This is a genomic window from Bradyrhizobium sp. BRP19 (assembly GCF_020194195.1).
Classification (GTDB): domain Bacteria; phylum Pseudomonadota; class Alphaproteobacteria; order Rhizobiales; family Xanthobacteraceae; genus Bradyrhizobium; species Bradyrhizobium yuanmingense.
The window spans coordinates 81,596-100,961 of sequence record NZ_JADYVZ010000017.1 but is presented as its reverse complement, the minus strand read 5'-3'; the positions used below and the strand labels follow the sequence as shown (position 1 = coordinate 100,961).

The following is a 19,366-nucleotide window of genomic DNA, read 5'->3' as shown; positions in this document are numbered from 1 at the left end:
GATGCTTCTGCGGTAGCTCGGGGGTGACCTCGTCTATTAGAGCAGCTTCTGCAATGGCCTTAAGAGGCCGCAATCGAGCCGGTTCTACGGTCGCCTGTTCGGTCGATCGGTGTCGGGGGCTAGCAGTCTTGCTTCTGAGCGCCTGTCGCTAGGCGCCGAGATGGACCTAGCAAAGTTGTGTTGTGCTGTCTGGCACGCGCGCCCGGCGGGGCGCGACTGTACAGATTAGATCGGTGGGGCGGCAGTTAGCCTTCCTGTCATGTTCAAATGGAGAACGGGATGTTGTGCCTGGGAGTGAGTGGCGGTCTTGATAAAGTCTATGAGAGCTCTCCGGAGCTGCCGACTACATTTCTTCACGATGGCGCTGCGGTTCTTGTGCAGGATGGCCGCGTAATTGCTGCTGTCGAAGAGGAGCGCCTCAACCGCGTCAAGCACTCCAACAAGTTCCCGAGCAATTCGATCCGATACTGCGTTTCTACCGCAGGAGTCTCGCTCGGCGAGATCGACCGTATCGCGTTCTACGCGACTGAAGCCTACTGCAAAACCATGCTCGAGCGTCTTTCTGTTTCTCAGCCCGTTCCCTTGGACCCCAAACTGTTGCTGCGGCAGCTGCTGGCACGGGAGTTCGGCGCCGAGATCGATCCGTCTCGGCTTTCCTTCGTGAATCACCACGAGGCACATGCCGTGAGCGCGTTTGCCATGTCCGGGTTCGAGCAAAGTCTCGTTTTTACGATCGACGGCGGTGGCGATTTTCTCTCGGGCTTATTGGCGGCGGGGTCTGGCACTGAAATTGCGCAACTTGCAAGCTTCCCGGAACATAACTCCCTGGGACTGTTCTATCTCGAGACGATTCGATATCTCGGCTACGGGTTGTTCGATGAGTACAAAGTGATGGGACTTGCCCCATACGGTGATCCCACTCCCTATCGCGAACTCTTCGCGCAGTTCTACGAATTGTTGGACAGCGGTGGCTATCGCGTTCACCTGGATCGAATCGGTCCGGCCCTGGTCCGCAACATCGATGTTCGGCGAAAAGGAATGCCATTCACCCAACAGCATCGAGATGTCAGCGCTTCGCTGCAGGAAGCGCTTGAGCGGATCGTGTTTCACATCCTGCGGCACCATCGTGAAGCGACGGGCATGACACGCTTGTGCCTGGCTGGCGGGGTAGCCCATAATTGCACGCTGAACGGTAAGCTGCTTTATTCCGGGCTATTTGATGACATCTTTGTTCAACCCGCGGCGCACGACGCCGGTTGCGCGCTCGGCGCTGCATTGATGGTCTCAAACGAACTGGGGAGGCCAGCGCCGCGCGAGCGACTGCCGGACGTTTATTGGGGGCCTGATCTCGGGAGCGAGCAAGCCGTAGAGCATGAGCTCAACGCATGGTCAGGCCACCTCGACATTCAACGAAGTGATGACATAGCATCCAGTGCGGCAGACTGGATGGCAAATGGTGCTGTAATCGGCTGGGTGCAGGGCCGCTCTGAGTTCGGCCCACGTGCGCTTGGTAACCGCAGCATTCTTGCGGATCCGAGGCCTGCGGAAAACAAGGACCGCATCAACGCCATTGTCAAGAAGCGCGAGGGCTATCGCCCCTTTGCGCCATCTGTACTGGAGGAGGATGCGAGCGAGTTCTTTGAGCTGCCGGACGGCACGCGGCAGCTCCCCTTCATGAATTTCGTGGTTCGTGTGCGTGAAGCCAAGCGTAACGTGCTCGGTGCGATTACCCACGTTGATGGGACCGCTCGGCTGCAGACAGTATCGCGAAGGACAAACCCCACCTATTGGGATGTAATTAGTGCGTTCAAGAAGCGAACGGGCATTCCGATACTTCTAAATACCTCGTTTAACAACAATGCCGAGCCGATCGTGCAGTCCGTGTCAGATGCGATCACCACGTTCTTGACGACTGACCTGGACGGACTTGTTGTTGGCCCTTTCCTCGTCAGGAAGCGGCCAGCATCACTGCAGGATTGGTGTGCACTGGGCGTGTCATTGCCGCCGTATGCATCCCTTCATCGTGTTCGATCCTACACAGCGCCAGATCGCCAGGAAACGGTGTGCGAGATCCGCACGGGACATTCCGCCCACAATAGTATGCGTATCTCACATGAGCTTTTCGAGATCTTGATGCGGATCGAGGGCGAGGCGTCGCTCAGCTGTCTTTTCGACGCAACCATGCTGGACCAGGCCAAGCGTGAAGATCTCGTGAAGGAATTGCGGCTCGTGTGGGAGGTGCGGGGCGTTTGCCTGCATCCTCCGCGCGCTCGAGGGCACAATAAAGTGCAAAACGAAACATTGCCCGAACTCATGAGCAATGGCCATGGCTATACCAGCATGTGAGGGGGCCAGGCTATCCAGCGCAGAGGGTGGCATCGGGCGTCCGCCTGAAATCGGGTACGTCGACGCAACACCGCTGAAGAAAATACGCAAACTGTTGAAAAAACGCGGCTCACCAGGGATAGCGCTGCTATGAAGTTCTACCGACGCAGCTCGCCGGCACCGCGATTTCAGGCCATGGCCTCGGACGAGATGATACGTGAGATGTCTGCGATGACGTCTATTGTCCAACCAGGAGCCCGGGAAGAGAAAATGCAGATGCTTAGCGGTTCGAGGAATGACCGGTTCGTAGTTTCCCGGCGACGTACGGGGTTCGGCGATTGCCTGTGGTCACTGGCGGCAGCCTGGCGTTTTGCAAAGCAGACGGGACGGACGCTAGCCATTGATTGGCGGGGATCTTGTTATCTCGATGAGCCATTCACCAATGCTTTTTCAGTCTTCTTCGAACCGGTTCAAGACATTGCTGGCGTGCGGGTGATTTGCGGTGACGAGATTAACCAGTGTTCATTTCCGGGACCATTCTTCCCGGCATGGTGGAACAAGCCGTCAATCGATTGCGTCTATCGCCCGGACGAGCAGATTTTCCGGGAACGCGACGAACTCGATCAACTGTTCCAAAATCAGAAAGATAGTGAGGCTAACACGGTTGTGTGTGACGCCTGCCTGATGTGGCGCTGTGATCAGGAGGCCGAACGAGAAATCTTTCGAAGCATCAAGCCACGACCTGAAATTCAGGCTCGGATTGATGCTATCTACCGCGAGAACTTTGAATCGTACAGCGTAATCGGCATCCATGTCCGGCATGGCAACGGCGAGGATATCATGGGGCATGCTCCCTACTGGGCTGACCCGGAGCGCGCCTTGCGACAGGTCTGTAACGCCATTGATAAGGCCATGGGGTTACCCCACGCAAAACCCGTGAGGGCTTTCCTGTGCACGGACAGCGCGCTCGTCCTTGAGAAGGTTTCGACTATATTCCCTGATGTTTTCACGATCCCAAAACGATTCCAGGCGCCTCAGGCTGGCCCATTGCACAACGCGGCGCTCGGAGCCGAGGGCGGCTTTTCCGCTCTCATCGAAATGTATCTCCTTGCGTGCTGCGACACCGTGATCCGTTTTCCCCCGACGAGCGCCTTCACGCGCTATGCGCGTCTCTTTGCCCCACGCGTTATAGAATTCGATTTGAATGATCCGAGCCGATTGATCTTGATTGAAGAAGAATCGAAAGATCTCGTAGCTTCATGAAAGTCGTAGCTCGATTGATCGATCTGATAGCCGCTCTTTGCATCCAGCAGTACTGGCAGTTCTTTTCGGGGCGGCAATTGTCTGTCCAAACGGATGCGCTGCCGCGAACCTCCAGCGGAGAACAGAACGATGCGGCGGGCGAATGCCTTCCGCAGAAGCTCGACGTCGATAAGAATGGCGCCAACGCGCTGCAGCCGCGTTAAACAAGTGGAACACATCTCGTCTTCGCCTCGGGCGGACCCGCAAATCGAAGCTGATCGGTGGTCGATCGCGGATGAACATATCGAAAGATTCGCCGTTCAGCCGGCGAGTTCCGTCGTGGCGGTCGGGCGCTCGCAGGTGCGACGGGCGCTCTCGAGATCCACTATTTTGGGGAAACATTCAGCACGCCAGGTCGTGGTCCGGAATCAATCCGCCCGGCGATGTGCCAGTGTTTGGACACAGCAGAGCAGGGCGCTATGAAGTCAGCATCAGCTGCCGGCAAATCTAACGTACGAAGCTTGTAACGTCAGTTTTCGAGTTGACGCGGCTACTGGCCGTGGCCGCTATCCTGATCGATCGTTGCTTCGACAAGAGGCGCTGGCCTCCGCTGGCTCTTCCGCCTGTGCAATCAGGAGAGAACGTGCGGCTTGCAACCTTGTCTTGACGCAGGCGAGTGTGCTCGTGACATTACGTAGCTGATGCACCATCACTGTCACAAAGCAAACGCACCGTGTCTTGAACCCGCCAAGCATTCCGCGTGCGCGACATTAGGACGCAAAACGGAGGCGGATTTACCTGCATCGCGGTGGCCCAAATCCTGCTACGCGTGCGGCGCGCAACAGGAGAGGAGGCGGGCGTGGGTCTCGATCTGCCAAATGACGATCTGATCACAGGCTCGTTGCCCGAAACACATTTGGGTTGCCCCTTTCACGCCGATAAAGCCCGCGTTCATGGCGGAGAACAGAAGGCGATGTTGCTCACCGGAGCATCGCGCGGAATTGGTCATGCCACTGCCAAGCTGTTCTCGGAGGCGGGCTGGCGCATCATTTCTTGCGCGCGTCAACCGTTCGACGGCGAGCGATGTCCCTGGCACGCAGGGGACGAGGATCATGTCCAGATCGACCTCAGCAATCATCGAATGCTGCCGCGCGCGATCACTGAGGTCAAGAAGCGCTTGGCCGGTGCACCTTTGCACGCGCTAGTGAACAATGCCGGTGTCTCGCCGAAAACGCCCGCTGGCGATCGGATGACGTCGTTGACGACGTCAACCGAGACTTGGATGAGGGTGTTCCATCTCAATTTGGTGGCCCCGATCCTGCTGGCGCAGGGTTTGTTTGACGAGCTAAGAGCCGCGTCAGGATCGATCGTGAACGTGACTTCGATCGCGGGCTCGCGGGTGCACCCGTTTGCCGGCAGTGCCTATGCGACGTCGAAAGCTGCGCTTGCGAGCCTCACACGCGAAATGGCGCACGATTATGCGCCGCATGGCATTCGTGTGAATGCGATCGCGCCCGGCGAAATCAGGACGGACATGTTATCGCCCGACACAGAAGCGCGTCTCGTGCCAAGCATCCCGCTGCGCAGAGTGGGAACCCCGGACGAAGTGGCCAAGGTCATCTTCTTCCTGTGCTCGGATGCGGCGAGCTATGTCACGGGGGCCGAGGTGCCGGTCAATGGTGGGCAACATCTGTGAATCGGCCGGCCTTGGCGACACAGCTAACTTGAGCTGCAGCAGCGGCGCTTATGGTCTCCGCTGACGATGCGCACGCAATCCGCAAAAATGAATGAAGGCACACTGTAAGTTTATCGTCGTGCCATGAAAAGGTGTCACGGTTCTATGTCATCTCGTCAACACTTGGCGTTAGATCGAGAGTGACATGCAAAACGAAGCTCGCCAACCAGGACAAGGTACCAGGGAGGATGATCAAGACAACGGAGGCCGCCTCATGCTGGATATCCCTTTCTCACACGAAAGATCTGCCTCGCAACCTGAGCCGGAGGGTAAGCCCCCGGGGGAGCCGTTGCGTGAGAGCGCGCTCACCGGCATCTTCGAAATATCGAAAATTCTTGCCGCTCCTTGTCGGCTCGAAGTCACGTTGGCCAACGTTGTTGGTCTTTTGCAATCGTTTGTGCAGATGCGACACGGCATCGTCTCACTGTTCGACGAGGACGGCATGCCGGATATTACGGTGGGCGCCGGCTGGAACGAAGGCAGCGACGAAAGTTACCGGATGCGACTGCCGCGGAACGCAATCGACCAGATCATCGCGACGGACAGGCCTCTTGTCGCCGAGAACGTGGCCGCCGAGCTGGTATTCAGCGCTGCCGACCGGGAAGTGCTCGGCGCCTCCGATAGTATGCCAGTGTCGTTCATCGGGGTTCCCATTCGCATTGACCGTAAGGTCGTGGGCACGCTGACGGTCGACCGCATCCGGGACGATAGGTCGAGTCTCCGGCTCGAGTACGATGCGCGACTGCTCGCCATGATCGCCAACCTGGTGGGTCAAACAGTGAAGTTACACCGCTTGTTCGCCTGCGATCGCGAACGACTGATGGCGGAGAAAGACCGGCTACAAAAGGAGGTATTAGAGCTCAGGCAACCCTCTCGGGAGCGCAAGAAGCTACACGCCCATGGGATCATTGGCGACAGTCCGGCGCTGCGCGGGCTGCTCGAGAAGATTGCCGTTGTAGCCAGATCGAACAGCACGGTTCTGCTGCGTGGTGAATCCGGCACCGGAAAGGAACTCGTAGCCAAGGCCATTCACGAATCATCGTCCCGCGCCAAGCGCCCGTTCGTTAAGCTGAATTGCGCGGCGCTTCCTGAGACCGTCCTGGAATCCGAATTATTTGGTCATGAGAAAGGCGCCTTTACCGGTGCGTTTAGCTCGCGCAAGGGACGCTTCGAACTTGCTGACAAGGGAACGCTTTTTCTTGACGAGATCGGCGAGATCTCAGCTCCGTTCCAGGCGAAGTTGCTGCGCGTTTTGCAAGAGCAGGAGTTCGAGCGCGTCGGGAGCAACCAGACTATTAAGGTCGATGTTCGAGTGATAGCTGCGACCAACAAGAACCTCGAAGAGGCTGTCGCAAAGAGCGAGTTCCGGGCGGACCTTTACTATCGCATCAGCGTAGTTCCCTTACTGTTGCCACCGCTACGCGAAAGACGCAGTGATATTCCTCCGCTTGCCAGGGAGTTCCTCAGAAATTTCAATAACGAGAATGGCCGTACTCTGACTTTGGAGCCGAGTGCGATCGATGTACTGATGAACTGCGGCTTTCCGGGAAATGTCCGCGAACTCGAAAACTGCATCGAGCGAACAGCGACGCTGTGCGCCGGATCATCGATCGTGAGAAGTGACTTTGCATGCTGCCACGGCCAGTGCCTTTCCGCGATGCTGTGGAAAAGCACGTCGGACGAGAGGAAAGAGCAGCCCGTACCCATGCCAGCGGTGCCGGCAAAGCCCATCATTCCGCTAGCTGAAGCGAGCCAGCCGGTCCAGTCTGTCGGCGACGAACTGGCCTCACTGGGGCCTCCCGGCACAGTTCTCGTTAGTGGCGCGAAGATGGCCGATCGCGAACGGGTCGTTGCGGCCATGGAAAAATCTGGCTGGGTGCAGGCAAAAGCAGCGCGCCTGCTCGGACTAACGCCGCGCCAGATTGGCTACGCGCTGAGGAAATATGGGATCGAGATAAAGCGGTTCTGAACGACGACATCGGCCGGAACTGCTACTCCCAAATAGCTATATGAGGACGATCTCCGATAGGCAATCTCATCGCAATCTGAACGGAATGGTCCGCCCTGGGCGGCAACTTGGCCCCGAGCGAAACCACCCGCCCGCTTGCGGGACTGCTGTCGAAAGGCGGGTTTACCTGGTTCGGTGAGAGATGGACTCGCGCGCCATGACATACCGAGCGTCACCTGTGGGCCATGCAATCGCGAATCGTCGGTTGCTCACCTCTAACAAGCTATGATGCCTATCCGCCGATCCCCGGAAAAGTGTGAAGCGTTTTCCGAAAAGATCATGCTCAAACAAAGATCTAAAGCGCGATGATGATTCATCTTAATCTCATCGCGCTTTAGTGAGCGGCAATGCTCAATAAACGTCAATCGGTCCGCCGCCCGCTGGTGATTAGCGACCGCAATCTGTCAAAAGGCTGGCCTCACTCAGCTGGCGCGCCGTGCGGAACAGCGCTGTCGCAGCCCTGACTTATGTTGGCATTGTTCGTTGGGAAGAGCGAGCTAGAGGGGCGCATCACCTGATCTAAGCCTGTGTGATAGCAAGCCGATTCCAAAGGGGCGGGTGATGGTACAACACTTGCTCTGCTCTTCGCAGCTGTCGCAATTGTTGGAGCAACACCGTGCACAATGTCGTCTGCATCAAACAGGTTCCGGACTCGGCGCAGATCCGCGTGCACCCCGTGACCAATACAATCATGCGTCAGGGGGTGCCGACCATCATCAACCCATATGACCTCTTCGCGCTCGAGGCCGCGCTCGAGCTGCGCGATCGGTTCGGCGGCGAAATTACCGTGCTTACAATGGGACCGCCATCGGCGGAAGAGTCTTTGCGAAAGGCGCTGACTTATGGCGCCGATCGCGCCGTCCTACTCACCGATCGCTGCTTTGCGGGCTCCGACACCCTGGCAACAACGTATGCACTTGCAACAGCGATCCGAAAAATTGATAAGGAATATGGCCCGACAAAGCTCATCTTCACGGGAAAGCAGACCATCGACGGCGATACGGCGCAGGTTGGGCCCGGCATCGCAAAGCGGCTGGGCGTAATGCAGCTAACTTACGTTGCGAAGGTCAGATCCTTAGATCTCGCCAACCATACAATTGAAGCGGAACGACGCTCCGAAGGTGGTGTCCAGGTGCTGCACACGAGGCTGCCCTGTCTCATCACCATGCTGGAGGCAACGAATCAGATTCGGCGCGGCGCGATGGTGGATGCCTTGCGTGCCGCGCGTGCCAAAATTGTGAAATGGAGCGCGCACGATGCCGGTATCGAAGACGTCTCCAAATGCGGCCTCAAGGGATCGCCGACCGTCGTCAAGCGAGTGTTCGCCCCCTCTGCGCGGGCTGAGAAGGCGGCGTTGGTTGAGGCCGCCGAACAACCGGCGCAAGCGCTGATAGACGCGATTTTCAAGCGTGAACCGAAGCTCGAAGCCGATCTTAAGGCACTTGTCCGTGACGCTTGATCTGGAGAGTCCTGGCAACGACAGATTGAAACGGTCCAAGGATGTGCCAACGCCAAGAGGCACCGGAGTCAAGTGAGCGCGCAAGATGTAGCTAGGCATCGCGGCCCGCGACCAGCGCATTCGGGGTGCATGCCGTTCTCGATTGCTCGCGATCACCTGGGACCGCATGTTCCGTAGACCACGGTTATGGCCTCGATCGATGTCCGGAGTTGGCCGCGATTGTCAGGCAGATCGACAAAAGGGCTGCGCATGCGTCCAGATCCCACTGCATGGTCGTGTTCGACCGTTGAGGCGACTGTTTCGCGCGTAGTTGTCACGAGCAAAGACGGAATACGTCCGCGACCGGGACCACCATACTAGCGCCCGAACGCCCAAAGCACTGTCGCGCTGTTGAGGGTGCGAAGCCCACCTATGTGGCATCTTTTGGCCAATCTCCGCGATTCAACAGCCCTATACCCATTGTGAGTGGCGGCTGGCTCTTCGCCGTTTGGTTTTTGACGGCCGTGCAAGCGCTATCAGGTTCAATACACTTGCAATGAGAAATCGGTCGCCAGCGCTTTGTTTCAATGTATTCAGAACCTGTGGGGTGAGTGCAAGAGTTGGCACGGTGATTGCTGTAAGCATGCAAGAAAGCGGCGGGGCGGTGCTCGCGAAGCGCGAAACCTAGCGGCGGTCTCTTTGAGAAGCTCGTGCCGGCCAGCAGCCGGCATTCGCGCGGCTTGCGGCCGAAGGCCCCAAGAGTCAGGTGGATGCGGATAGTCCTTGTAATGCTGTACGAAGATCATAGCGGTTTGACCAACTGGCAGGAGCAGAAATCGAGAGGGCCTGCGCGGCGCAAATCTCGCCATGGCTCTGCAAGCGAATGCTGGCCGTGTCGGGAATTCGCGGCATCGGACTTTTCGTGGACCGGAATTCGTCTGGATCGCCGCCGCTCAGCTGATGAACGCGTTCCCTTCCATGCGCGCGAACAGGACTGAACATGCCGCCGTCTGCTAACGCGAAGGTGGCCACCAAGAATTTCGCCTGGATGGTAAACGCGATCACAAGCCCATCGAAACCAACGAAATGGCGGTAGCCAATAGTTGGCCCGGATACGAAGTTGCTCCGTCAAGGACCGTTCTCTCCTCATCGCCAGGGGTCAAATGGCATCTCAAGCGTCTCGATTTACACCCGGTCAGCCTCCGCAGATATGCTGCGAGTATTTGACCGAGCAAGCGCGAGCCCTGTTCGGCCCGCACCCGTTCGCTGCGGAGATGTCCCAGGACCAGGTTGCTAGCCTGCTGCCTGAATATCTGGCGATGTCACAGGCGTTCCCGTACCTGCAGGCGGGCTCGCAAAAGGATCTCATATTCGATGCAATGAATCACAATCGAGATCTTGCGAGGGACGTTGAACTAACCAGCGTGGTCGCAAATTTCATCTGTTGGGATGAGATGGGTGGTTATGGCCAAATTCTCCAGGGCGGAAAGGCGGCGCTACCCGGTATTCTGGTGACTGAAAACTTCCACTCGAACCTGTTTAGAAAGGATGCGTCGCAACTACTCGGCCGAGCAATACGGCCCAACTACAGCGCCACGACGAAGCGGTACCTGCATTCTCTCTATGCGGGATTGTCATCGAAAGATCCCTTGGTGCGTTGCGCCTCCATGGTCGCTTTTGAGCTACATGCTGCGGACATGATCCAGTCGCTATGGACCACTCTGGTCAAAACCTTTAAGGCGCGGCCTGACGATCTTGAGTACTTCCGCAGCCATGTCGGCGGAGAAGATCCCGCGGAGAAGTATCATGGAGAAATGACAAGCCGGCTGATTGGCGAACTTGTCCCGGCTGACCGTAATAATCGCTTTTTGGATGAATTCGATCGAGCCTATCGGCTCAGCTTACAGTGGTGCCGCGATCTGCTCCGAATTGTCTCACTTTATGATGATCAGTCGGAGATCGAACACCATGGCCGTTGTCATTGTGGCTCTGTCAAGTTCTACGTCCAAGCGCCGCGAGAGCTCTCTGCAGTTCGATGCAATTGCTCAATCTGTCAAATGTCTGGATTTCTGCACTTGCTCGTACCTGGCAAAAAGCTTGGCATTGAGTGCGGCGAAGAATTCCTCACGGCGTACCAGTTCAACAAGAACATCGCTCGGCACACGTTTTGCCGGGTTTGTGGCGTAAAGCCATTCTATAGGCCGCGGTCGAACCCGTCCGGATTCAGCGTAAATATTCGATGTCTGGATAACAGGACCATCGAACGCATAACAATAAGCGACTTCGATGGCGAGCATTGGGACCAAGCATTCCGCTCGATGCACCAGGACCTGGAGTCCTGCGTCGAAGATAAAACACTGGAGTGAACTCGAATGGCGCGCGCAATAAATCATAAATCCCGTCTGCTTTCAGAAGAGGCTTTGACAAAATACCGCATAGAGCTGTTGGTGAAGGGGACGGTCGTGATTGGCCCCCAGATATTGTTCACCCAAGATGACTTGGCCAAGATCGATCAGCTGCAGGCTGAGATTCCCGAAGAAGAAGTGAGGGAGGGAGATGCCGGCGACTCGCACAATGTTTTCGTCAAACGCGTGAGGATAGACCCGCCCGGCCGCGCTCCTAGCGACGCGAGTGGTGCAGCTCCAAGGCAGATCATGGAACTACTTGAAAGGAAAGACCGCACCTTCGCGCTAAGAAAGATTTTGGGAGCCACGTCAGATTACGTGATTCGCCGATGCCAAATGCATCGGATGCCCCCTGGCTCCTTTGTTGGCATTCATCTGGATGCTGCGAGCGACCCGGATTTCGAGTACTCGGTGATTGTGCAGCTGGCGAGAGACTTTGAGGGGGGTGAGTTCGTGGTATATCCAAGCGGGTACGAACAGCAGGTGTTCCAACCGCCATTTGGTGCGGTACTTGTCACCACATGTAAGCTCCGGCATGAGGTGATGCCTGTGCTGACCGGCGAGCGCCGATCGCTGGTCTACTTCTGTTCAAAGCGCAGCGGCGCGAACCGCCGGATCATCGAAAGCTCTACCAAGGGCCCTTGATTGAGGTGGCTGAAATGGCTTCGAATGAGTTGGGTAACGGGTGAGCTCTCAGGAGAGATTGGTAGCTTGGCCATGTTGTGGTCAGACTGTCGCTCGCAAAGGCTGCCACAATGCAGGTCAGAAGCCACAGCTAGTTTTGCTGCCTGTATAAAGGTCACCATAATCCGAGCAAAAGGTTTGCTCAGGGTAGTTGTGGTAAGTCATCGTCGCGGCCTCGAACCGAGAGGCGTGTCGGCGCGTGATGGTGTAATCGCGCTGCGCGCGGGAAGGCCCTGTTGTCGTCAGGTTCTCGACGGCTACACACCTAGCAAACAGCCGAATGCTCGGGCTAATTTGCGACGGATGTGCGGGGACTGGGCCTTTGCAGGGTCCATCAGAAGAGAAGTCTCGTCTAAAGCCCCTAATCGCGCGCGGTCTTTTGCTCGATCGTCCTGCATTAGCCGAGTCCTGAGTATTCATTTCGAAAGAGAACGGATGGACTTTACCTCAACTCGAGGGAGGCTCCATGAGTCGGGCAGCGCGGGCCAGCAAAGAGAACTTGTCGGTTTCCCCGTCGCCAGACGCCCGGCCGGCCGCCCTCGTGGACGAGTTGCACAGGAACGATCCGGATCTCGCCGCCCAGACCGGATTCGTTCAACCCGAGCAAGCCCACCTGGTGCGCTTAATCCGGAGCCGGAGCGACGACGCACAAACCTTCCGGCAGATTGTCAATGATCAGGATGACAAAGGTACCGCCAACTTCCTGTTCGTGACTGTGAACGATGGTGGTGTTACTGGCGGCGGCGCCGACTGGTCGCTGCTGCTGGTTGATCGCCGCGTGCCCGCCGCCCCCGTTGCCTATCACTATGACTCCGCTGGGTCTCACAACAGCACCGCGCAGAGCAGCTCGCAGCACGTCTCGGCTCCCGTCTGCAAGCGGCCGGCATGGCCCGGCAGCGGAACGGCCTAATTGCGGAGTACTTTGTGGTAGACGCGAACCGAGCGCTGATTAGACGATTGTCGCGAGGGGCGAGCGGCCAGACGAAGCCGCTGCACATCGAGCACCTCATCCGCCGAACCTGCCCATACGGTACAAATGGTTACCGATGTTCTGCTCCTATGCAGCAAGCAGCCAAAAGACTCCCGTTGTGTTCCTTCCAGGCCGCCTAGATTGCCTCGTGAGGCCACTCGTTCAGCGCTGAAATCGTAGCGCTCAATGCTCAATGAAAACCGACCAATGCAACAAATCCCGCATGGGCGCCTAAATTCGGCATTCCATCGCCTTCTTTCGTGGTTTTGCTGCGCGTATTATCGGTTTGTCCGGCAGAGCGCGATGTTTGATCACTGCGCCTGCTGTGATCATCGATGAAAGCCCGCCATGTAGCGGATTACTAGAAAGTCACGGCGACGACGGCGGACGCTACAGCGAGTGAAAACGCTACTCGCGCGAAGAACTGGCCACGGCTAAGCCCGTCCGATGAACTCATTTTCGTGCTTGCCTTACGACTCGGATTTGCGCCTGCAGGATGATCGTACCAGACGCACTTTGCGAGTAATCAGCGGAATTCGGTTTGTGCGCGCCGCGAATCGTCGCGCCCCTTGAGGCAGTCACTCTGGAACCCTAAGCTCCATTAGGGTACAAAATTCCACTGCTGAGCAACTGACCCGTTGAATTGGTAGAGCCAAGTAGGATTGCCATCTTTCGTGACGCGATTTTGTTGTCGATGCACAGCTTATTGTCGGCGATACTCAGAATAAAACCTGGACTCTTGAGTAATTCCCATCGCTGCTTGGGATCGGCAGGGTGTAGATTGCAAGCGTCAGCGCTACTTCCGGAGCGATGAGATCGCCCTTGTGCGATTGCGAGCTTACCTGCGCTTGAGTTCAACGTTGACACGCGAATGTCGGGTTGCAAACATTTTGCGTCCTAATGGACTATGGGACAGAACAAAATAGGACAAACTCGACAAGTACACACAGCCAGGCGAGGTACAGCAGCCTTTTGAAAAAAGGCACGTTGCTTGCTTGGGTGCAGTGAGCGTCACCGGTCTTACAGGGGCTGTGATGCTGGGGCGGGCCTGACATGTTTCAGTGCCATTTCGGGTCCGCCCCGCTATTGCTCGCGAGGCAACATGGAGCAACGTATTCGAGCGGCTTCAGCGGCTATCGCGTTCGCTCATGCGTTCGGTCGTGAAGTCCTCAGCGTGTACGAACATGAAGGCCGCAGGTACAACAGAATCAGAACCCGCGTAACCGGGAGCGTAACAAACGGTTACGACTTCGAAAGTGAATGTCCCATGGCCGGTGCGCTACCGAGTATATATCACTTCGGTGCGGAGCCGCATTGGCTACCGGGGCCCAAGTGCCCACGACTCTACAGCGGCCTTGATTATTGCACCTCAACCCACTTCTCCGTGAGAGTGACGGACAATGGTGTCCAGATAGTCGATTGGCGGAGGAGTTCCTTCACATACACCGTCTGGTGGGTGGTCCGCGCAATAGAAGGAAGCCGACGATGGAAATTGCGCTAGCAATTGGCGCTGTGTTCGTTTTCACCGCAATCACGGTCGCTTGCCTGTGGGCGCTTGGAGCCTGGGGTGGCTGAGTATCATTGATGAATGAGGCCGATGGAGAAAAGCGTTTGCTACCATGCCGCCCCTTCTCGTTGAACTTCCGTGCGGTCCTACTGGATTGGCCTGACGGCCCCCCTAGCGGTCGTGCTGTTGTGGATGTTGATTGTGTGCGAATGCCGCCCGAACAAACGGGTGCGGACTGCTCGAAAGCCATACGGGTGCGGTGGTCTAACTCGCCAGTTGCGGCCGCCTGAGCTACTCAAGTTCCAGCTCCAATTGATCGAGCAGTCGCGCCGACCGCTCCGAGCGCGTTCCATAAAATGTCCGCCGCAGCTTCTCAATCTCGAGCTTGAGGTGGGAGATCAGCGCTTGCTGCTCGATTGCTTTGCTTGGGCATTAGCCGCTTCAGCAAGTTTCGCCTCCGCCGCAAGCCTGGCCGCACGCTCGGCCAGGATCTTTGCATGCGCGGCAGCGAGATCGGGCGGCAGTCCGCCGCCGGCGGAGTCCATGACAAAATGGAATCATGTTCGCCGCCAGATTCAAATGACAAACTCTCAGCCCACGCTGGTTGGACGCAAGGACTCCTGGGGATTGCGCCAATCGATGCCGGACAAAAGATAGCTCATCTGTGCCTGCGAGATCGACACCACGCCGTCCGCCAGCGACGGCCATATAGGACGACCTCTCTCCAACTTCTTTGTAAACAGGCATGCTCCCTGGCCATTATGCCAGATCACCTTCAATAGATCGCCCCGGCACCCGCGGAAGCAGAACAAACGACCGCTCAGGGGATCACGGCGCAGCACCTCTTGGACCTGCAACGAAATTGAGACGAAGCCTTTGCGCATGTCGGTGTGGCCCGTCGCCAGCCACACCCGAACTCCCGTAGGGATTGGAATCATCCTGGATCCGGAGCCTCGATAGTCCGACAAAGCGCCTCAACGTCGAGCCCCGCATCGACAATGACGCGCCGCCCGCCAGCCAGCTCTATCTCAATCCGATGCTCCGTCCAATGTGCTGTCGCGCTCTCCGATGAGGCCGCCACCGGGACCATGCCCCACCCTCGGCCACAACTGCCCTGACAAAGCTAGCCTCGGATTTGCTCCGGTCTGCCGCGACGGCCCTTCGCCAAGTCACCAGCAGAGAACGCGACAAGCCATATCTCCGCGCTGTCGCCGCAACCAGGCGTGGCTCGGACATGCTTTCCGAAGCAATCCGAGCCTTATCCTCTCAGACCAGCGCCGCCGCCGGCCTGTTTCCACCACCTCAAGTCGATTCAGCGCACTGATCATATGGCTGTCCATACGTACAGTTCTCAACTATCAGGCCAGTCCGCTGCAAGGCGTCTCTTCTCGGAGGCTTACCGCCGATCGGCACGCACTTCACGAGCGACTTAAGGGTAGCCGCGATTAGGGCTGACAGAGCCAGAGCGAGACGGAGCAGACATTCACGTCACGTCCTCAGGTGCGGGTTTCAAGGTGCGATCGAAAGCAGGAGCAAGTTCGGATCAATTGAACGGTCCAAGATATGGTCGATGGGATCTCAATCAAGCAATTCTCAGTAGGCGGTGCTGCAGATCGCGGGCCGCGGGCCTGTCGCGCGCGATCACAAGGCACTCCACCGTGCCAGCCTCTTCGTCGGCAGCAAGCGGGATCACGCCCTCCTTGCGTGTGCGGTCGAATAGAAATCCTTCCTTGCCGAAACGATCATGCGCTGTTTGGAGGGATCGTGATCGAACATTTCTCACGGATAAAATAACGTTGCAACCGGAATAGTCGAAGCCCAGCAGTCGGACCGCAATACTGTGTAACACCGAGCCGCCACCCCAGCGGCCGTTCGCTTCATTAAACAGCAACCGACCGTGATTCGCGAAAATGGCATCAATGTTGATCATTCCGCGATATCCCAGGTCTCGCGCAAGTGCCACAAATCGGTAGGCGTGTGCCTGGGCGGTCAACCATTGCTCGTTCATCAGGTCACTTGGAAGCTCAAGTCCTGTCCAGATCAGAGCTCTTTCGGATCGATCTGTGCTTTTACGCAGACGTATGTTTCCACTGTTGATGAAAACGATTGAACCATCATCCTCGATTTCATACTCGAGATAGAACAAAGACCGGGCCAGGTGGTACGACTCCACGACCAGCGTCTTACACGACGCTGTTGTCATCTCAGACCAAAGCGCGTCAGGATCAAACGACGGCCATGAAATTCGCCGGGTATCTCTTGCCCCAGGTAGTGGATCGCTTTCTTTGCCGGTCAGGATGACATTTCCGACCCCACCGGCTCCATTGTCCAGCTTTACAATGACTCTGCCAGTCTCGGATCTGAGGGAAGTGACCGCTCTGAATAGTTCGTTTGAGTCCGTCGTGACAGATCCATTGGGCAGCGGAAGTGCGACGCTTGTCGCCAATTGACGGAAGTGGCTCTTGCGGTTCAACAGATCAGGCCCTCGCTGCAGAGCGAAGTCGTCGCCGGTCTGCGGTATGCCCAGCATGGCCGCCAGGCGTGCGACGCCTTCAGTAGAGTAGCAGGGACGCAATCGCCAGTTTGATTTCTGACGAATATGTCGGTTGATCCGCTCAACGACAGTCTTGGACAGCAATGTGCAGTCATCAAGGACCGGCGATTGGCGGCCGCCTTCAGGTACAAGCAGAAAAAGACTCGATGCGTCGAAATCGAGCGTCGCGCCAATGAAGGATAGCAGATCCGCCGGGATGACTACCGGGGAGACTATTAGGTCGCCGTGCTGGGCAAACCACGCTGAACGGTATGCCGAGTTGGCGGCCAGCGAAAGTTGAGCTGGTGTCAGATCGGCGCCCGACATTTGAGCCGTACCGGCATTCATGATCAAGATCCGCGGCATCCGCGACCTCCGGGCATCTGGACGCGATCAGACAGGGATCGTCAGGCCACAATGTTGAACTTGCTGCGCCGTGGTGAGGCACTGAGCGAAGGTTGATTTCGCGCCGTCTCGATATCACCTGCGATGTAGCGGGAGAGTAGGGCGCGCCTCCAATCTGCCGATCTCAATTGATAGCTCCTTTCGGGCTGATCACGTGGCGATCCTTCAGCAAAAAATGCTGGATCTTGCCCAACGCGGTTTTCGGTAGTTCTTGTGTGAAAATGATTTCGCGCGGCACCTTAAAACGGGCGAGCTGTGACTGGACATGTGCCGTCAGCGCTTCCGCCTCGACCCGGGCGCCCGGTCGCTTGATCACATAAGCGACCGGTACTTCTTCCCAGCGCGCATCGGGTCGACCGACCACGGCGCATTCCGCGACATCCGGATGGTCCGCAAGCACACGCTCTACTTCTGCCGGATAGATATTCTCTCCGCCCGAAATGATCAGGTTTTTCTTGCGGTCGTGGACCCAAATATATCCATCTGCGTCGCAGCGGCCAATGTCCCCAGTGCGATACCAACCATTGCTCAGAGCCTCACGCGTTGCCTGTTGATTGCCCCAATATCCGCAGAAAACGTTGGGTCCACGGACTGCGATTTCGCCTGGGTTACCGGGCGGCAACTTGCGGCCCGAATCATCGAGGATCGCCGCTTCGCAGCAGAGACCTGCCAAGCCGCTTGAGCCCTCAGGCACGAGATTTCCGCCGAGCTTCGTATACACAGCGATCGGGCAGGTCTCCGTTGAACCGTAAACCTGCAGGACTGGAACGCCGCGCGCTACAAAGCGCTCGACAAGGTGCTGAGGCACCATCGTCGATCCGGTACAGATTGCTCTGAGCGAGGATAGGTCGGTGCTTTCCCATCGACCATTGCTGGCCAGGGCTTGCATCATGGCTGGCACGAGGGCTGCCAGGCTCGGCCGGTCACGCTCGAACGCATCAAGCATGGTCTCCGCCCCAAAGCGGGTGTGGATACTCACCGTCGCGCCGTGATGCAAAGTCGGCGTCGTCTGGATGTTCAAGCCACCAACGTGGAAGAACGGCAAAACAGCCAGCGTGTGATCGGCCGAGGTGAGGTCATGCATGTGCTGACTCATGATGCCGTTCCACAGCAATGCTTCCTGACGCAGCACGGCGCCTTTCGGTCGCCCTGTGGTGCCCGAAGTATAGACGATCAGAAGCGGGCAAGACGGCTCCGCGCGAGGATTGCGTCCGTCGCCACAGTCTCCCTCCAGGAGATCGTCCAACTTGCAGCCGCCGAGAGGCGTAAAGTCCAACCCGACAAGAGAGGCATGGCGCACTTGCTTCGTCAGGACAGGCAAAGCTGCGCCGAAGCACTGCTCAAGAACGAGCACTTTTGCCCCGGAGTCCGACAAAATGAAAGCGTGCTCGGCGGCCGCAAGACGCCAATTCAATGGTACGAGGATTGCGCCGAGCCTCGCGCACGCATAGAGCAGCGCCAGATAATCAGGCCTGTTGAGGCTGAGGATCGCGATCCGGTCTCCCCTTTGGACGCCGAGCTGGCTCTTGAAGGCGCGAGCGATCCGCTCGATCCGTCGATTGAGGCTGGCGTAGCTGAGACTCTGCCCTTCGAAATGGATCGCGGTTTTGCCGGGAGTATACGCAGCGTTTCGCTCGATCAGTGTGCAGAGATCCAACTTGTTATCCATGCGCCTCAGGCTCGCAAATTACGTTTGTCCCGATGCGCTTCAGCCGCAACCCGGAATTGCTTGGCGAGGCTCCGATCACATGCTTCGGTTTGCCTTTGTACAGGCTATGATCACACGGCCTAGGCCTTCTTGATGGATGTCATGGGTTGCGAACAATGGATATTGCTTGAGGGATCTCGGGCGATTGATCACTCACTCTCTGCTCGGCGGCGGTCGTGTGCATCTGTCGGTAGTGATAGGCACACCACGAAGATAGTTTCTTGCCGCGTCTTTGATATACAGGCTCGCCGCACATATAGGCCGCTCTGGCATCTCCATCTTTGAAGCCGATGATGCAACGGCATTGGCCTTCAATATGGTCGATTAACAGGACCTTCTTGACGTCGTCGGGCGCTTTCAACTTGCTGCTCCAGAATGCAAATATCTGCGATGCCGGGTGGTTGCG

Annotated in this window: 15 protein-coding genes and 1 pseudogene; 9 read left to right on the top strand and 7 right to left on the bottom strand. The window is 57.3% G+C overall.

Annotation, left to right across the window (positions count from 1 at the left end; all coding sequences use genetic code 11):
• The first annotated feature begins 279 nt into the window (after positions 1 to 279).
• The 6 genes from I6F36_RS32300 (at position 280) to I6F36_RS32275 (ending at position 8,769) form a co-directional block, all read left to right on the top strand.
• Positions 280 to 2,346 carry a carbamoyltransferase gene (locus tag I6F36_RS32300; RefSeq protein ID WP_225145086.1) on the top strand — a complete coding sequence of 689 codons (2,067 nt, stop codon included), beginning with the start codon at positions 280 to 282 and terminating at the stop codon, positions 2,344 to 2,346.
• A gap of 129 nt (positions 2,347 to 2,475) precedes the next feature.
• Positions 2,476 to 3,588, top strand: a complete 1,113-nt coding sequence (locus I6F36_RS32295; RefSeq protein ID WP_276573708.1) for a nodulation protein NodZ — start codon at positions 2,476 to 2,478, stop codon at positions 3,586 to 3,588.
• Entirely contained in the window at positions 3,585 to 3,791 is a 207-nt protein-coding gene (locus tag I6F36_RS32290) for a hypothetical protein (protein ID WP_225145085.1), read from the top strand. The genes I6F36_RS32295 and I6F36_RS32290 overlap by 4 nt, the downstream gene beginning before the upstream one ends.
• Positions 3,792 to 4,426: 635 nt before the next feature.
• Complete coding sequence (locus I6F36_RS32285; protein WP_225142036.1) at positions 4,427 to 5,263, top strand: SDR family oxidoreductase; 837 nt, start codon at positions 4,427 to 4,429, stop codon at positions 5,261 to 5,263.
• Positions 5,264 to 5,447: 184 nt separating this feature from the next.
• A complete protein-coding gene (nifA, locus tag I6F36_RS32280) occupies positions 5,448 to 7,271 on the top strand; it encodes a nif-specific transcriptional activator NifA (RefSeq protein WP_225145084.1) in 1,824 nt (607 codons plus the stop codon).
• Between the two features lie 655 nt (positions 7,272 to 7,926).
• The gene (locus tag I6F36_RS32275) at positions 7,927 to 8,769 is read left to right on the top strand and encodes an electron transfer flavoprotein subunit beta/FixA family protein (RefSeq protein ID WP_225129669.1); all 843 of its coding nucleotides are present in this window, start codon (positions 7,927 to 7,929) and stop codon (positions 8,767 to 8,769) included.
• A 741-nt stretch (positions 8,770 to 9,510) separates the two neighbouring features.
• On the opposite strand, the gene I6F36_RS32270 is transcribed toward I6F36_RS32275, so the two are convergent.
• A complete protein-coding gene (locus I6F36_RS32270; protein WP_225145083.1) occupies positions 9,511 to 9,813 on the bottom strand; it encodes a hypothetical protein in 303 nt (100 codons plus the stop codon).
• Positions 9,814 to 9,971: 158 nt separating this feature from the next.
• Between I6F36_RS32270 and I6F36_RS32265 the strand changes: the two genes are divergently transcribed.
• The 3 genes from I6F36_RS32265 to I6F36_RS32255 all read left to right on the top strand — a co-directional run bounded on the left by I6F36_RS32265 (position 9,972) and on the right by I6F36_RS32255 (position 12,747).
• Positions 9,972 to 11,114 carry a GFA family protein gene (locus I6F36_RS32265; protein ID WP_225145082.1) on the top strand — a complete coding sequence of 381 codons (1,143 nt, stop codon included), beginning with the start codon at positions 9,972 to 9,974 and terminating at the stop codon, positions 11,112 to 11,114.
• 6 nt (positions 11,115 to 11,120) lie between these two features.
• Positions 11,121 to 11,798 carry a 2OG-Fe(II) oxygenase gene (locus tag I6F36_RS32260; RefSeq protein WP_225145081.1) on the top strand — a complete coding sequence of 226 codons (678 nt, stop codon included), beginning with the start codon at positions 11,121 to 11,123 and terminating at the stop codon, positions 11,796 to 11,798.
• 505 nt (positions 11,799 to 12,303) lie between these two features.
• On the top strand, positions 12,304 to 12,747 hold the full coding sequence (locus I6F36_RS32255; protein WP_225145080.1) for a hypothetical protein: 444 nt from the start codon (positions 12,304 to 12,306) through the stop codon (positions 12,745 to 12,747).
• A 1,861-nt stretch (positions 12,748 to 14,608) separates the two neighbouring features.
• On the opposite strand, the pseudogene I6F36_RS32250 reads toward I6F36_RS32255, so the two are convergent.
• The 6 genes and pseudogenes from I6F36_RS32250 to I6F36_RS32225 all read right to left on the bottom strand — a co-directional run.
• Positions 14,609 to 14,859: pseudogene (locus I6F36_RS32250) on the bottom strand (IS66 family transposase); the annotation flags it as partial.
• 45 nt (positions 14,860 to 14,904) lie between these two features.
• Entirely contained in the window at positions 14,905 to 15,225 is a 321-nt protein-coding gene (gene tnpB, locus I6F36_RS32245) for an IS66 family insertion sequence element accessory protein TnpB (RefSeq protein WP_346656690.1), read from the bottom strand.
• 112 nt (positions 15,226 to 15,337) lie between these two features.
• Positions 15,338 to 15,550, bottom strand: coding sequence for a hypothetical protein (locus tag I6F36_RS32240; protein ID WP_249789106.1), 213 nt, complete (start codon positions 15,548 to 15,550; stop codon positions 15,338 to 15,340).
• A gap of 346 nt (positions 15,551 to 15,896) precedes the next feature.
• Positions 15,897 to 17,213 (bottom strand): peptide ligase PGM1-related protein, encoded by a 1,317-nt coding sequence (locus I6F36_RS32235; RefSeq protein WP_225145078.1) that lies wholly within the window; start codon positions 17,211 to 17,213, stop codon positions 15,897 to 15,899.
• 163 nt (positions 17,214 to 17,376) lie between these two features.
• Entirely contained in the window at positions 17,377 to 18,909 is a 1,533-nt protein-coding gene (locus tag I6F36_RS32230; protein WP_225145111.1) for a class I adenylate-forming enzyme family protein, read from the bottom strand.
• A 151-nt stretch (positions 18,910 to 19,060) separates the two neighbouring features.
• Entirely contained in the window at positions 19,061 to 19,321 is a 261-nt protein-coding gene (locus tag I6F36_RS32225; protein WP_225142049.1) for a hypothetical protein, read from the bottom strand.
• Positions 19,322 to 19,366 lie beyond the last annotated feature (45 nt).

What these genes read in the sequence shown, in the direction of transcription:
- I6F36_RS32300 (WP_225145086.1), top strand. Translation starts at nt 280, where the DNA reads ATGTTGTGCCTGGGAGTGAGTGGCGGTCTTGATAAAGTCTATGAGAGC.
- I6F36_RS32295 (WP_276573708.1), top strand. Translation starts at nt 2,476, where the DNA reads ATGAAGTTCTACCGACGCAGCTCGCCGGCACCGCGATTTCAGGCCATG.
- I6F36_RS32290 (WP_225145085.1), top strand. Translation starts at nt 3,585, where the DNA reads ATGAAAGTCGTAGCTCGATTGATCGATCTGATAGCCGCTCTTTGCATC.
- nifA (WP_225145084.1), top strand. Translation starts at nt 5,448, where the DNA reads ATGCAAAACGAAGCTCGCCAACCAGGACAAGGTACCAGGGAGGATGAT.
- I6F36_RS32260 (WP_225145081.1), top strand. Translation starts at nt 11,121, where the DNA reads ATGGCGCGCGCAATAAATCATAAATCCCGTCTGCTTTCAGAAGAGGCT.
- I6F36_RS32255 (WP_225145080.1), top strand. Translation starts at nt 12,304, where the DNA reads ATGAGTCGGGCAGCGCGGGCCAGCAAAGAGAACTTGTCGGTTTCCCCG.
- I6F36_RS32240 (WP_249789106.1), bottom strand. Translation starts at nt 15,550, where the DNA reads ATGTCCGAGCCACGCCTGGTTGCGGCGACAGCGCGGAGATATGGCTTG.
- I6F36_RS32235 (WP_225145078.1), bottom strand. Translation starts at nt 17,213, where the DNA reads ATGCCGCGGATCTTGATCATGAATGCCGGTACGGCTCAAATGTCGGGC.